Raw genomic sequence first — 15482 nt, forward strand, 5'->3', positions numbered from 1 at the left:
GCCGGCGCGAAGAGTCCCCGGACACCCTCCAGTCGACACACGCCTGCCTCGCGGTGCCGGGATTCCAGCGCGAGAGGAATGGCCAGGTCGCCCACCCAGGCCGACCGGGGGCGCCTTCGTGACGGGACGCCACCGGCCTTCATGACACGACACACCTCTTCATGCCCCGGCGTCAGGTCGGACATAGACTGCGTTCCATGAAAAAGATGTCGAAGTGGGTGGCGCTGGTGGGCGTGCTCGGTGTGGGCACGCAAGCGGTGGCGGATGGCTGGCATGGCTACGCGTCGCTGGGAGCGGGCATCACCCTGGACCACCTGAGCGACCTGCGCGCGAAGGGCCCCGCGCTGCACGGCTACCTGGGCGTGGAGTCGCCGCCGGGGCTGTCCATCGGCCTGCTCGCGGAGGTCTCCGAGACGTGGGGCAACGAGCTGCGGGACGCGGCCCGGCAGGACCGCCTGGAGCGGACGCAACTGGATTACAAGGCGGTGGGAATCGAGGCGCGGCTGCGCTTCTTCCGGGACAAGCCCATCAACCCGTGGGTGGGCGCCAGGCTGTCGAAGAGCTGGGGCAGCACCTTCGCGCCGGACGAGTTCGGCACCTTCCTGCGCAAGAACGTGGACACCACGAGCATGGCCTTCCGCGTGGGCGTGGATGGCTGGTTCAGCTCGCGCTGGGGCATCTCCGCCGCCACCGCGTTCCAGTTCTGCGACGTGAAGCTCACGCGCGAGTCGGTGAACGAGTGCGCCAAGCTCCTCCAGTCCGTGATTGTCGGTCCGGTGGTCCGCTTCTGAGCCTCACCTTCCATCGTGCGCACCCTCGGCCGGACGGTGTAGACCTCCACGTGTGAGCGAGAGCTGGGAGCAGCGCAGACGACGCGAGGCGCGGGAGATGGACGCCGCCATCCGGAGCACCTTCGCGCGCAGACAGTCCAACGCGGAGCTGCGCGCACAGCTGGAGGCGCTCGCGCAGCGGCCCTGGTTCCGGGAGTTCTCCTGGCTGTGGGGCCCGTCGCTGCACGTGCGGGACCGCGTGCTGTTCCGTCCGCTCATCCTGTCGTGGCTGAGGGTGGGCAACCTCACCGCGACCGGGAAGTGGGTGGACCCCTGGCAGGGCGAGAACGCCGCCGCGCTGGAGACGTGGCTCGCGGACGCGGACCGCCACGACGACGTGGAGGTCTTCCGTCGGCTGTACGAGTGGCGGCAGCAGGGCCTGGGCCTGAAGAAGGCCGAGGCCCGCTGGCGCGAGGACCTCACCCAGCGCTTCCGTGATGCCAGGACGCGGGCGGCCCGGCAGCTGGTGCTGACCAAGCTGGACGTGGAGACGGGGCGCCTCGACGAGGCGACGGCGCTCGCGCTGGATGACGTGGACGCGGAGCTGGCGCGGCCCTTCATCCGTCAACGCCTGCCCTTCGCGTGGGGTCCCGGGGTTCCCCAGGAGAAGCAGCACGCGATGTGGACCACGCTGCGGGAGCGGCTGCTCGCGCGCGGCGACACCGAGCTCGCCTGGGCCCTCTATCGCCGGCTCGTCACCGAGGACGCGTGGCGCGCGGACGTGTTCGCGCTCACGCAGTCGGTGAAGGACTCCCAGGCGCTGGTGCGCGCGCTGGAGGAGCACCACCCGGACGTCGCGCCGACGGGAGCGGCGGAGGTCTTCGTGGAGCTGGCGGAGAAGCGCGGGCGCGACGTGGTGCCCTACCTGCTCGCGCACCTGTCCACGGTCTTCCCGCGTTGGGCCGGCCTTCGCGCCAGAGCCAAGAACGCCAAGGGCCTGCCGGACCTGCTGGAGCTGTGCCGGGTGCGCGGCTGGGAGGACGTGTGGGGCGCGGCGCTGCGCACGTCGGCGACGGCGGAGACCTTCGACCAGGAGGTGCTCAAGCTGGTGCACGACGCGAAGGCGGACCCCACGGTGACGCGCGGGCGGCTGCTCCAGGTCGCGGGCACGGGCGGCGAGTGGAACCGGCCCGGCCTCGGCGTCACCCGCGTGCTGCCGCTGACGGACCCCACGGCGGTCATGCTGTACGCGCGCTTCCCGGAGCTGCTCCGCGGACCGTTCCGCATGCACGTGTCCTCCGGCTGGCGCTCGTCGTACCCGGAGCTGGTGGGGCGCGCGCTGGAGCGCCGGGACGAGGAGCTGCTGGACTTCCTCGCCAGCCGCGCGGCGACGCAGGCCCAGCCCACGCACGCGGGCAACAAGCGTCAGCGCGAGTGGGTTCGGGTCCTGGACGCGCTCGCCACGCACTACGAGGAGCTGCCGAAGGAGGACGGCGTCTTCGCGCGCCGCGCCGCCAACGTGCTCGGGGCGATACCGGCGTACGCCATCTGGGCGGACAAGACGCTCCTGTCGCAGAACCGGCTCGCGCGGCTGTTGCTCATGCGCTCGGATGACCTCTACCTCGCGGACCCGCGCGCGGTGAGGGACCTGCTGGAGTCGCCGCAGATTCACGTGCAGGCGCTCGCGTTCCGGCTGCTCGGTCGCGACGCCCCGCGCGCGCGTGAGCTCGCCGCGAGCAACACGGACGTGCTCCAGGCCGCGCTCCTGCGGCCCCTGCACCGTCGCACGCGGCTGATGGCCTTCGGCGCGCTGACCAACGCGGCGCTGCATGACGTGGACACGGCGCGAAGGCTGCGCGCCCGGATGCGCGACGCCTTCGCGCTGCCCGACCAGCGCTATCCCAAGGAGGAGCTGGTGGAGCTGCTGGCGAAGGTGCTCCGGCGCTGGCCCGAGCTGCGCGGCCCCGCCGAGACACCCCGCGTCTTCTCAGCGCCCACGAAGGAGACCTCGCCGTGACGACCTTTGGCCTGTCGTATGCGACGCCCTCCGTCTTCGAGTCCACGCGCGAGCGCTCACTGTTGGGCCTGTCAGTGGACCAGCACCGGCCGGTGCGCTTCCACGCGAGGGTGGCGAAGGACGTGCTGCCCTTGCGACTGGCGCTGCAGGCGCTGGGGCAGCTCATCTGGCACTCGGACGAGTGGACCTCGACGTGGTGGGGAGTGCTGGACCCCATCATCACCGTGCACCCGGACCGGGTCTTCTTCGAGGCGTTCAGCCAGGACCAGAGCGCGTACGGGATGGTCATCGTGGACCGCGAGTGCTTCGAGCCCGAGGGCGAGGTGGCCTGCGGCACGACGAACGTGGACTTCACCGCGTGGCTGTGGTCCGCGCTGGGGGAGCTGCGCACCAGCCGGGACACGCACCTGCGCGTGGGCGCCGAGGGCTTCGAGGTGCGCACGGAGCGCGCGGGCGGACGCTTCGAGCAGAAGGTGGAGGTGCCGGACGACTGGGTGCGAGGCTTCCTCCAGCTCCAGGGCGGCATGGCGATGCCGGGCACGAAGCTGACGGTGCGTCCGGTGGACCTGCTCGCCGCGGTGCGCTTCCTCACGTTCACCAAGGCGCGGGTGTCACCGAGAGCGCTGCGGTACGAGTTCACGCCGGACCAGGACGCGAGGCTGGTGCTGGAGCCCTGGGAGCAGGTGGTGCCGCTGCGAGGCGCGGTGCATGGCCACACGGAGCCGCGCACGGTGCGCACGTGGGGACGGCGTCGGCTGCGCTTGCTCGAGCCGCTGCTGCCGTACGCGGACTCGGTGGACGTGTACCTGAAGGGCCGCGCGCTGCCGCACTTCTACAGCGTGCACCTGGGGCCGCGCGTGCGCTTCGTGCTGGGGCTGTCCGGGTGGACGGCGAACCGGTGGACGGGCACGGCGGGGATGGACCTGCTCCTGGAGCCCGAGCGGGACGAGGCGCTGGCGGCACGCGTGCTCGGGCTCTTGCGCGAGCGCTTCCACGCGTCCACGGACGAGGTCGTTCAGGCCCTGGGCGCGGACAAGGCGCGAGTGGCGACAGCGCTGGCGGCGCAGTGCGCGGCGGGACGGGTGATGTTCGACGTCGAGGCGCGGCGCTGGCGTCACCGTGAGCTGTTCGCGACGCCGGTGGACCTGGGACGGATGTATCCGCCGGACCCGAGGCGCGAGGAGGCGGAGCGGTTGACGGCGGTGGGCCAGGTGGTCGTGACCAGCGAGGACGTGCGCGAGACGCGCAAGGTGCGCAAGCTGCCGACGCCCGAGGGCCACGTGCTGCGCGAGGTCGTGCATCGCGACTGGGTGGTGCACGGGAGCGTGGGTCCGCAGACCGCCGTGGAGCTGGTGCTGAACGACGAGGACCGGCTGCTGTTCGGCACGTGCAGGTGCGAGTTCTTCCGCGAGAACCTGATGAACCACGGGCCGTGCGCGCACCTGCTCGCGCTGCTGCGGGTGGCGAAGGCACGGCGCAAGGAGCGGGCGAGCTCGGCGGCGCCCTCGGAGGCCGCGCTGGAGGCGCTCCGACAGGCGGAGAGGCCCGAGGCCCGGAGCGACCAGGACGGCGAGGGCGAGACGCTTGACGAGGACGGCGGCGATGACGATAACCGGTGACGCTCACGGGAAGGGCTGGGGCTCACAGATGAGCCGTCGGTGCCGCGGTGTTTCGCCGCGGCGGTGTTTTGTCCCCACTTCTTCTCCAGGGTCCCTGCGTACGGAACGCAGGGAGCCCCGGGTCCAGCGCCTCGCAGGTCGTCCCCTGGCCCCTCCCGGAGCACCATGAGCTGGTTCGACTCGACGCTGGGTTGGTTCAAGGGGCTCTTCACCCCGAAGCCGGTGACGCGGGATGTCTCGCGGCTCGACGCCTCCACGCGCGACGCGAGCGGACGCGCGGCGGACGTGGTGCGGGAGACGGTGGCCACCTCGGGCCCGCTGAAGCCCGGACACCGGCGCGAAATCATCCGGGACGCGCGACTCCTGCCCAAGGGCAGGCGCGTCTACACCCCGGGCCGCAAGCCCCTGATGACCCGGGGTGAGGCGCGGCGCTTCTTCTCCACGACGTTCCGCACGCGCAACCGCGACGTGCGCGACCTGCTGACGGACGAGGCACAGCTGACGCGCTACGGGCTGCCGGTGTGGCGGACGGAGGAGGACGTGGCGGCGGCGCTGGAGCTCACCGTGGGCCAGCTCCGGCACTACGCGACACACCGGGTCCGGGAGCGGGTGGCGCACTACGTGACGTTCTCGGTGCCGAAGCGCTCGGGGGGCACGCGGCTGCTGCATGCGCCCAAGCGCAAGCTCAAGGCGGTGCAGCGTCGGCTCCTGACGTTGCTGGTGGCGAAGCTGCCTTGCAGCGAGCACGCGCACGGCTTCGTGTCGGGGCGCTCCATCAAGACGGGCGCGGCGCCGCACGTGGGGCGTCGGGTGGTGTTGAAGCTGGACGTGAAGGACTTCTTCCCGTCGGTCACGGTGGGGCGGGTGCGCGGGCTGCTGCTCGCGTTGGGGTATGGCTATCCGGTGGCGGCGACGCTGGCGGTGTTGATGACGGAGGCGGAGCGGCAGCCGGTGGAGGTGGAGGGGACGGTGTTCCACGTGCCGGTGGGGCCGCGCTCGTGCGTGCAGGGCGCGCCGACGAGCCCCGGGCTGTGCAACGCGGTGGTGATGCGCTTGGACCGGCGGCTCGCGGGGCTGGCGCGGAGGTATGGGGCGACGTACACGCGCTACGCGGATGACCTGACGTTCTCCGGGGATGACGTGGGGGCGATGGAGAAGGTGCGAGCGCTCGCCGCGAGGTACGTGAGGGACGAGGGCTTCGAGGTGAACGCCGCGAAGACGCGGGTGCAGCGTCGGGGTGGACGACAGCGCGTCACGGGCGTGACGGTGAACGCGGGGCTCGGGCTGTCTCGCGAGGAGCGGCGCAAGCTGCGGGCGATGATCCACCAGGAGGACGGCGGGGACGCGAAGCAGCGCGCGCGCATCGACGGGATGCTGGCGTACGTGAAGATGTTGAATCCGGAGCACGCGGCTCGTCTCGCGAGGCGACGCAAGCCGCGAGGGTGAGTGGCCCGCTGTCGAAAAGGCTGCGGGGGAGCGCGAGGAATGCACCGGTTCTCCACACCTGCCCTGCGGGCGCGTGGTGAGGGAGTTGAAGGGCCTCTACATCGGCGCTCCTCACCCTCACAGGAGTCGCCCCATGGCCAACGCCGCCCGCTTCGCCTTCACGCAGCCGAGCTCCCCCGGTGTCGAGTTCGTCATCGAGCTGACGGACGAGAACACGATTGCCCACGCCCGGAGGATTCTCTCCGGCGAGGAGAAGAACCGAATCCACGTGCATGGGCGCATCATGAAGCGGACCCAGCCGTACAACCCGAGGTTCTCGTTCCACCTGGACCCGTCGACCATCAATTTCTTCGAGGTGGCCATCGAGGTCTGCGACGCGAACATGACGTACGTGGAGGACCACCTGGACGAGGCGGGGGGCGCGTTCCTGCCGGGTGGCCATTGGTGCCCGTGGGACTCGCGGCTCGCGCGCGAGGTGAAGTGACCGGGGAATCACCTGAGCCGGGGGCCCGGGGCGACGTTACAGTGGAGGACATGAGCGACCTTCCTCCAGCGCCCGCGCCCCTGGCTCCTCGCTTCATGTATCTGCATGGCTTCGCGTCCGGCCCGAACTCGACGAAGGGTCTGGCGTTGAGCCGCCACTTCGAGGCCAGGGGTCTCCACATCGAGCGGTTGAACCTGCGGGTGCCCTCGTTCGAGGAGCTGAAGCTGAGCGCCATCACGGACACGGTGAGAGCGGCGCTGGGTGGCAAGCAGGACCGGGTGGTGTTGTTGGGTTCGAGCCTGGGAGGGCTGACGGCGGCGAGAGTCGCGGCGGAGGACGCGCGGGTGTGTGGCCTGGTGTTGATGGCGCCGGCGTTCCACATCGTGACGCAGCTGCGAAAGCGGATGGGCGAGGCGCTCTGGGAGCACTGGCGGACGTCGGGCTGGATTCCGACGGAGGACTTCGTGGAGAAGCGCACGTCGAAAGTCCACTGGGGTTTCGTCGAGGACGCGCTGGCGTTGGACGAGCGCCTGGGGAACTGGCCCGACGTGAGGGTGCCCACGCTGCTCATCCACGGGCGAGCGGACGACACGTGTGACATCGCCAACTCGCGCCAGTGGGCCCAGGGCCGTCGCAACGTGAAGCTGGTGGAGGTGGACGACGGCCACGAGCTGACCGCGTCCCTGCCCTTCATCCTCGAGCAGACGGAGGCGTTCCTGCGGCCCTGGGGCGGTTCAGCGTGAGGTCACTTCCAGGAAGGTGAGGCCATCGAGTCCCAGCGCTTCGACGGCGTCCTTGAAGCGCTCGGTGACGATGAGCAGCGCGGAGAAGTTCGTCAGGCGGAACAGGTCCAGGTCGGTGGGCAGTGAGGCCGCGTCGAGGATGGGCTTGTCGGGACGACGGAGCGCGAGCCGACCGCAGGTCGAGCAAGGCGCGAGTGTGTTCCGAGGGAAGCAAGCGGGATGCAGGGAGCCGCGAGAGAGGACCTCGAGTTCCACCAGGTCCGTCACGGGCTTCTGCCGAGCCGTCAGCGCGGTGGGGTGACCGACGAGTCCTGTCAGTCCCTGTTCCTGGAGTGATTCCAGGTCCCCGAGGTTCACGACGAGCGAAGCGATGAACCAGGAGAATGAGGGGAACTTCCCGAGCGCCTTGCCGGTGAGGGGGCCGAGCTCCGCCCCCGGGGGAAGTGGGGAACCGGGAGGGAGCAGCGGGCGGACGAGCTCACGCAGTCGCGCGAGTTCCTGGAAGGATTCGGGTCTGTTCTCGAACAAGCGCTGTTCCGCGAAGGAGGACAGGTCGACACTGGGGTAGGAGCAACCGAGGTCACTCCAGCTCGCGCGACAGCCGGGACAGTCCTTCACTCCGGGCAGGAACCACCGATGCTCGGCATTGAAGCTCCCGCCGTATCCGGCCACGGTCTCCGTGTCTTCACCGATGCAGAAGAACCGCCCCATGTGACCTCCCTTCATCCAGCTTCAGCGCGGTCCTGTGACACGCTCGAATGTCACGCCAAGATTCCCGACTTCCTCCAGTGCGTTCTTGATCTCCTCGGAGACGATGAGCGCGGAGGAGTACCCCTGTATCCGAAAGACACGGGCTCCCGCTGTCTTGGACGGGTCGATGCGCAGCCCGTGAATAGCGCGGTACGTCCCCACCCTTTCGGGCGCGACACCCTCTGGAGGGTAGCGCTGCACTTCCAAGGAGTTCTCCTCATCGACGCAATTGAAGCACCGGGTTGCATTGATGATGTAGAGCGCCGTCTTCGCGCCCTCGACCTCGAGGAGGAAGGCCTGGACGTCGTCTGGGGCCAGCGTGAGAAAGACCCTCGCGACTCGCTCATCCGAGATAGGAGTGCGTCCCGAGTTCGCCACGGAGAAGGACCGCTGCGGTCCATCACGAAACAGCCTGCACTTCAGCGGTCCCGGATCCGGCAGGTGTCTTCCGTCTCCGAACATCCAGGGGTCTTCCAGTTCCCCACCAGCAGCCAGCACAGGCAGTTCCAAGACCCACTGAGGGAGATCCGCAATCCCCAGGTCGTAGAAGTTCTCACCGGACATCCACCACCCTCACTGGAACAATCGAGCGCCGAAGCCCACGACCTGGAGTCGAGAAGTCGGCTGACATCCTCGCACAACCCCACGCGGTCTCCCGAACGAGCCTCAGCGAAGGGGGAGTTCGCGGAAGGTGAGGCCATCGAGCCCGAGTTGTTCGACTACCTCCTTGAAGCGCGAGGTGCCAATGACCATCGTGGCGAAGTTGCCCACGCGGAACAGGTCGATGTTCGTGGGAAGAAAAGCCGCCTCCAGGATGGGCTCATCAGGTCGCCGCAGTCCCAGCCGACCACAGGTCGGGCAGGGAGGCGGATGACTCGGAGGAAAGCAATCCGTGTGCAATCGTCCCAGTGGCGGAGCATGCAGCTCGACCAGAGCTGGTGGATGTTTCTGTCTGAACCTCAGCTCGGCAGGGAAGCCCTGAAGACCTCTGAGACCTTCCGCATGGAGCATCTCCAGTGCCTGCTGGTGGACCAGCAGCACCTCGACGACCCAGGCAAACGCCGGGAGCTTTCCGAATCCCGTTCCCTCCAGCGGTCCGAAGCCTGTTCCGGGAGGCAGTGCGGCACCTGAAGGGATGAAGGGGCGAACCAGCGCACGCAAGCGGTCGAGCGCGGGAAGAGGCTCAGGCCTCGCCCTCTCGAGTTCACGGCGCTCTGGCAGCAGGGACAGGTCCACGCCAGGGAAGAAATGTCCGGAGCCACTCCATGTGGCATCACAGGTCGGACACCGAAGCAACCCGGGGAGCTTCCACTGACGCCCGCCATGAACCTCACCGCCATGCCGACGCACGGCCGCAGTGTCCTCGTCCACCCAGAAGAATCGCGCCATCCGCTCTCCGGCATTGGACCTTAGATCATCTGGTTGAGGCATGCGCCTCAGGCTCTCTGCCGTGACGGAGAGCGACCCCATCTGCAGGGCATTCTAACCAGCGTGCTGGTTTCAATCCACGCTCCTCGCGGTCACGAGGAGCGACGTCAACGGCAGCAAGACACAGGACATCTGGTGCACGTTTCAACCCACGCTCCTCGCGGTCACGAGGAGAGACGAAACGCGGAACCATCGACATGCCGCACGAGCTGCGTTTCAACCCACGCTCCTCGCGGTCACGAGGAGCGACCACCGCCGTCCCGACGCGCGTCTTGATGCCGTTGTTTCAACCCACGCTCCTCGCGGTCACGAGGAGAGACTGCCTCCAGCAACCGCAGCACCTCCGAGGCCGCGTTTCAACCCACGCTCCTCGCGGTCACGAGGAGCGACGCGCAGACGCGTATGGACCGCGCGAACGCCTACCGGTTTCAACCCACGCTCCTCGCGGTCACGAGGAGCGACTTTGGTGGTGGGCGTGTGGCCGCAGCCGATGAGAGCGTTTCAACCCACGCTCCTCGCGATCACGAGGAGCGACTCTTCCGTCTTCACCCAGCACGCCTGCAACATGCGAACGTTTCAACCCACGCTCCTCGCGGTCACGAGGAGCGACAGCACGGGGCGGGCATCTGGAGACACCCATGTCGCTGTTTCAACCCATGCTCCTCGCGGTCACGAGGAGCGACCCGCGCGCTGGCGCCGGCCGCACGGGTGGCGCTCGGTTTCAACCCACGCTCCTCGCGGTCACGAGGAGCGACGCGGGCCCTCCGGACGGGGGAGGGCGTCATGATGCTTCAACCCACGCTCCTCGCGGTCACGAGGAGCGACCTGTGGACGCTGGCTGACCGGGACGGACTCCTCGTTTCAACCCACGCTCCTCGCGGTCACGAGGAGCGGACCGGCACCCCCGGACTCGCGGGGTGGCCTTGCGCTCGTTTCAACCCACGCTCCTCGCGGTCACGAGGAGCGACGAGAAGCAGGTGGAGCAGCAGCGCGAGCACTACGAGTTTCAACCCACGCTCCTCGCGGTCACGAGGAGCGACCGTGAGCTGTTCATCACCCTGATTGCCAACTACCCGTTTCAACCCACGCTCCTCGCGGTCACGAGGAGCGACGAGGTACGCGTCGTAGCGCGAGCGCGCGGGGCCGTTTCAACCCACGCTCCTCGCGGTCACGAGGAGCGACAACGTCACGGTGGCCGCGCCGGTGGCCAAGACGTGGTTTCAACCCACGCTCCTCGCGGTCACGAGGAGCGACGAGTAAGCCTATGTCCCCCTCCCCGAAGTCCAAGTTTCAACCCACGCTCCTCGAGGTCACGAGGAGCGACAGGAGCAGCGCCGCGCCGAACAGGAGCGGGAGCGGTTTCAACCCACACTCCTCGCGGTCACGAGGAGCGACAACCACAACCAGCTCGTGGCGTGGATTGAGGAGTTTCAACCCACGCTCCTCGCGGTCACGAGGAGCGACTTCGTCGCGCAGGTGTCGAGCATGGCCGCCGATAGTTTCAACCCACGCTCCTCGCGGTCACGAGGAGCGACCACGTACGAGACGGGCACCTGCGCCATCTTCGCACGGTTTCAACCCACGCTCCTCGCGGTCACGAGGAGCGACTGCGGGGGCCGCCCATGAGGTGCCCCGACTCGCTGGTTTCAACCCACGCTCCTCGCGGTCACGAGGAGCGACTGCTGTTCCGCGCCCTCGACCGCCCCGAGCACGTGTTTCAACCCACGCTCCTCGCGGTCACGAGGAGCGACGGACAGCGCCCGGATACGAGCATTGACCGCTGAGTTTCAACCCACGCTCCTCGCGGTCACGAGGAGCGACGCGGGGCGCCAAGGACGTGGGCACCGCGAACCAGTTTCAACCCACGCTCCTCGCGGTCACGAGGAGCGACACCCTGGTGCATGGGGAGGTGGTAGCGGAGACGGAGTTTCAACCCACGCTCCTCGCGGTCACGAGGAGCGACCTCCGGCGCGGTCGAGGCGCGCCAAGTGGTCAAGTTTCAACCCACGCTCCTCGCGGTCACGAGGAGCGACTTCGCACCTTCGCGCGTGGACCGCTTCCCCGCCGAGTGGTTTCAACCCACGCTCCTCGCGGTCACGAGGAGCGACCGAGGACTCCGTATTTTTGGCAGAGGAGGCTCGCGTTTCAACCCACGCTCCTCGCGGTCACGAGGAGCGACCGTAATTGATCCTGGGGGCCGGCCCGGACAGTGTTTCAACCCACGCTCCTCGCGGTCACGAGGAGCGACCACCTGAGCGCAGCTTGTGCAACGCGGGCCCGGGGTTTCAACCCACGCTCCTCGCGGTCACGAGGAGCGACCGCGCCGAGACACTCGACGCGGAGGACGGTACGTTTCAACCCACGCTCCTCGCGGTCACGAGGAGCGACATCCTCCTCGAGCAGCAGGACGCGAACGGGGTGTTTCAACCCACGCTCCTCGCGGTCACGAGGAGCGACGAGGTGCCGCTCGCCGAGTTCCCCAACAGACAGACGTTTCAACCCACGCTCCTCGCGGTCACGAGGAGCGACGGAGCGCTCGCGACATGGACAGAGTGTCGAGCCAGTTTCAACCCACGCTCCTCGCGGTCACGAGGAGCGACGCCGACACCTGGGCGTGGCGGCCGTGACCAGTGGTTTCAACCCACGCTCCTCGCGGTCACGAGGAGCGACGGCCCCGGGCGCATGCTGCGAATCTCCTCCTGGTTTCAACCCACGCTCCTCGCGGTCACGAGGAGCGACCGAAGTTGTCGCCGGCCGTCGGCTTGGTGAAGGGTTTCAACCCACGCTCCTCGCGGTCACGAGGAGCGACCCAGCAGCCGCGCCAGCCGCCAATCCGAGAGGGTTGTTTCAACCCACGCTCCTCGCGGTCACGAGGAGCGACAGGCGTCCGCCCGCCTCGGCCGGTGCGAACAACATGTTTCAACCCACGCTCCTCGCGGTCACGAGGAGCGACCGAAGGACCTCGCGGCGCACAAGGCCGCGCGCGCGTTTCAACCCACGCTCCTCGCGGTCACGAGGAGCGACTTCTCGACAACGCCGTATCGGCCGGTGACACGTGTTTCAACCCACGCTCCTCGCGGTCACGAGGAGCGACGCTGTACGAGAAACTGACGCGCCTCCCGCCTGAGTTTCAACCCACGCTCCTCGCGGTCACGAGGAGCGACTTCCGATGCTGACCGACGATGAGCTTGAGGCCCTGTTTCAACCCACGCTCCTCGCGGTCACGAGGAGCGACCCTGCTGGTTGAGGCTGCCGTAGACGCCGCCGATGTTTCAACCCACGCTCCTCGCGGTCACGAGGAGCGACCTTCAACTTCGCCTGAGTTCTACCTCTGCTGGTGTTTCAACCCACGCTCCTCGCGGTCACGAGGAGCGACCCCCAAGCTGGCGGCGAAGCAGGAGGCGCAGCTGTTTTAACCCACGCTCCTCGCGGTCACGAGGAGCGACGATGGCGGCGGACTACCCCGACCGAGCGGCATGGTTTCAACCCACGCTCCTCGCGGTCACGAGGAGCGACTTCCTGGGCGCATGCGGTCACCGGAGGGACTCGAGTTTCAACCCACGCTCCTCGCGGTCACGAGGAGCGACAGGGCGCGGCGCATGCTGAGCGTGTCGAGCCAGTTTCAACCCACGCTCCTCGCGGTCACGAGGAGCGACCAGCCACCGTCAGCCACGGAGTCACACATGCAAGAGTTTCAACCCACGCTCCTCGCGGTCACGAGGAGCGACCACATGACGTCGCTGTGTCGCGCTGCCGGTTGGTTTCAACCCACGCTCCTCGCGGTCACGAGGAGCGACGACTTCAATCGCTGACGCGCGCGCCCGCGCCGCAGAGTTTCAACCCACGCTCCTCGCGGTCACGAGGAGCGACTTCCGGTACCACCGGCGCCACAGCGGGTGCGCGAGGTTTCAACCCACGCTCCTCGCGGTCACGAGGAGCGACCGCCGAAGCCGCGCTGGGTGAGCCCTTCACGACGTTTCAACCCACGCTCCTCGCGGTCACGAGGAGCGACCGCCGAAGCCGCGCTGGGTGAGCCCTTCACGACGTTTCAACCCACGCTCCTCGCGGTCACGAGGAGCGACGCGCCCAGCAGTCCCCTCTCCACCGGCAGGGACGTGTTTCAACCCACGCTCCTCGCGGTCACGAGGAGCGACTGCGCACCACCCCCTCACTGACGAGCTTCCAGGTGTTTCAACCCACGCTCCTCGCGGTCACGAGGAGCGACCTTGCTCGCCCATCATGGCGACGGTGGTGATGTCGTTTCAACCCACGCTCCTCGCGGTCACGAGGAGCGACTTGTTACTGAGGAAGCGCGCCGGGCGGCGGCTCCGGTTTCAACCCACGCTCCTCGCGGTCACGAGGAGCGACCCGCGTCCCCAACGACGACCCACCACCTGTCGCAGTTTCAACCCACGCTCCTCGCGGTCACGAGGAGCGACTCCACTCCCAGTGCGTCAGCACACGCCAGCCGGTTTCAACCCACGCTCCTCGCGGTCACGAGGAGCGACTTGAGCCACGCCCATGCCACGAGGCCCGAGCAATCGTTTCAACCCACGCTCCTCGCGGTCACGAGGAGCGACGCGTGCATGGAGACCTGGTGCGAAGGCACCCGCGTTTCAACCCACGCTCCTCGCGGTCACGAGGAGCGACAGAGTCCGCGGATGCGGAAGCCACGCGACCCCAGTTTCAACCCACGCTCCTCGCGGTCACGAGGAGCGACGGTGGTGAAGGTCTACGGCGGGCTCCTCACCGAGTTTCAACCCACGCTCCTCGCGGTCACGAGGAGCGACAACAAGGCGCTGATGGGCCTCGCCCTCGCGCACACGTTTCAACCCACGCTCCTCGCGGTCACGAGGAGCGACAACACCACGTTTCATCGCTGGTGCGGCGAAGGGGAGTTTCAACCCACGCTCCTCGCGGTCACGAGGAGCGACGTGAGCGCTCCGGGTCACTCGGCGGAGCCCAGAAGTTTCAACCCACGCTCCTCGCGGTCACGAGGAGCGACACGTTGAGGTCCGTGCTGCTGCCCCGGCGCCAGTTTCAACCCACGCTCCTCGCGGTCACGAGGAGCGACACCACACCGGGTTATGGGCGCCCCACGGCGGCAGGTTTCAACCCACGCTCCTCGCGGTCACGAGGAGCGACCCCGACGCACATCAGGGTGTCGTTGTCTCCGCGTTTCAACCCACGCTCCTCGCGGTCACGAGGAGCGACACGGACACCAGCGCGTCACCGGCGGGGAGGACGAGTTTCAACCCACGCTCCTCGCGGTCACGAGGAGCGACCGCTACACGCGCAAGGACCTGCGGTTGACGTGGTTTCAACCCACGCTCCTCGCGGTCACGAGGAGCGACTATGCGAGGACGAGCCCGGCACCGTCGCCGACGTTTCAACCCACGCTCCTCGCGGTCACGAGGAGCGACCTGAGCTCTCGCCGCTCCGGAGTCCACCCTGCCTCGTTTCAACCCACGCTCCTCGCGGTCACGAGGAGCGACGATGTCGCCGCGCAGGTCACCGAGGCGGTGTCGTTTCAACCCACGCTCCTCGCGGTCACGAGGAGCGACTGCAACAGCTTCTTGACGGGGGCCACGACCTCCGTTTCAACCCACGCTCCTCGCGGTCACGAGGAGCGACCGCGCCACACGTGCGCCCACTGCACTCCGTACGCGCGTTTCAACCCACGCTCCTCGCGGTCACGAGGAGCGACAGCCCGGGCGTGCGCAAGGGGGCGTTGGCTTGGCAGTTTCAACCCACGCTCCTCGCGGTCACGAGGAGCGACCGTTGGTCAGCTTGACGGGGGCGAGGGAGCGACCGGTTTCAACCCACGCTCCTCGCGGTCACGAGGAGCGACCATTTAGGGCGCAGCGCTCAATGTGGATTTGGCGGTTTCAACCCACGCTCCTCGCGGTCACGAGGAGCGACCCGGGCTGAGAAAAATGCACTGGAGGCCAAAGGGTTTCAACCCACGCTCCTCGCGGTCACGAGGAGCGACTCGCCCCTTCTCGGTGGGCATGGCCGTCAAGGTGTTTCAACCCACGCTCCTCGCGGTCACGAGGAGCGACCTTCGTGGACAGCGAGCGCACGCTGGCCAACCTCAAGTTTCAACCCACGCTCCTCGCGGTCACGAGGAGCGACCTCAGCGTGCTCGGAGAGCGCCCAGACCCCATCGTTTCAACCCACGCTCCTCGCGGTCACGAGGAGCGACGGGGCAGCAGCTTGGACACG

The 15482-nt window shown here is 68.1% G+C and carries 9 protein-coding genes and 1 CRISPR repeat array (1 of these 10 only partly in view); of the genes, 6 read left to right on the top strand and 3 right to left on the bottom strand.

Annotated elements, in window-relative coordinates:
* Nucleotides 1–197: 197 nt before the first annotated feature.
* The 6 genes from AC6JA9_RS39810 (at nt 198) to AC6JA9_RS39835 (ending at nt 7079) form a co-directional block, all read left to right on the top strand.
* Nucleotides 198–791, top strand: coding sequence for a hypothetical protein (locus tag AC6JA9_RS39810; protein ID WP_141323493.1), 594 nt, complete (start codon nt 198–200; stop codon nt 789–791).
* Between the two features lie 52 nt (nt 792–843).
* Nucleotides 844–2787 carry a gliding motility protein gene (locus AC6JA9_RS39815; protein ID WP_497958695.1) on the top strand — a complete coding sequence of 648 codons (1944 nt, stop codon included), beginning with the start codon at nt 844–846 and terminating at the stop codon, nt 2785–2787.
* The gene (locus tag AC6JA9_RS39820; RefSeq protein ID WP_497958696.1) at nt 2784–4406 is read left to right on the top strand and encodes a hypothetical protein; all 1623 of its coding nucleotides are present in this window, start codon (nt 2784–2786) and stop codon (nt 4404–4406) included. The genes AC6JA9_RS39815 and AC6JA9_RS39820 overlap by 4 nt, the downstream gene beginning before the upstream one ends.
* A gap of 165 nt (nt 4407–4571) precedes the next feature.
* Nucleotides 4572–5852, top strand: coding sequence for a reverse transcriptase family protein (locus AC6JA9_RS39825; protein WP_497958697.1), 1281 nt, complete (start codon nt 4572–4574; stop codon nt 5850–5852).
* Nucleotides 5853–5985: 133 nt separating this feature from the next.
* Nucleotides 5986–6336: a BP74-related protein gene (locus tag AC6JA9_RS39830; protein WP_223751138.1), complete on the top strand. Its 351-nt coding sequence runs from the start codon at nt 5986–5988 to the stop codon at nt 6334–6336.
* 50 nt (nt 6337–6386) lie between these two features.
* Entirely contained in the window at nt 6387–7079 is a 693-nt protein-coding gene (locus AC6JA9_RS39835; protein ID WP_497958698.1) for a YqiA/YcfP family alpha/beta fold hydrolase, read from the top strand.
* Here AC6JA9_RS39835 and sitI6 (AC6JA9_RS39840) read toward each other — a convergent pair.
* The 3 genes from sitI6 (AC6JA9_RS39840) to sitI6 (AC6JA9_RS39850) form a co-directional block, all read right to left on the bottom strand.
* Nucleotides 7071–7790 carry a SitI6 family double-CXXCG motif immunity protein gene (sitI6, locus tag AC6JA9_RS39840; RefSeq protein ID WP_497958699.1) on the bottom strand — a complete coding sequence of 240 codons (720 nt, stop codon included), beginning with the start codon at nt 7788–7790 and terminating at the stop codon, nt 7071–7073. The two genes, AC6JA9_RS39835 and sitI6 (AC6JA9_RS39840), sit on opposite strands and share 9 nt — an antisense overlap.
* A 21-nt stretch (nt 7791–7811) precedes the next feature.
* Nucleotides 7812–8393 carry an imm11 family protein gene (locus AC6JA9_RS39845; protein ID WP_497958700.1) on the bottom strand — a complete coding sequence of 194 codons (582 nt, stop codon included), beginning with the start codon at nt 8391–8393 and terminating at the stop codon, nt 7812–7814.
* 102 nt (nt 8394–8495) lie between these two features.
* Entirely contained in the window at nt 8496–9218 is a 723-nt protein-coding gene (gene sitI6 / locus AC6JA9_RS39850) for a SitI6 family double-CXXCG motif immunity protein (protein WP_497958701.1), read from the bottom strand.
* A gap of 108 nt (nt 9219–9326) precedes the next feature.
* Nucleotides 9327–15482: a CRISPR direct-repeat array (repeat unit 37 nt; unit sequence GTTTCAACCCACGCTCCTCGCGGTCACGAGGAGCGAC) (it continues 630 nt past the right edge of the window).

Source organism: Myxococcus sp. MH1, from assembly GCF_059738865.1.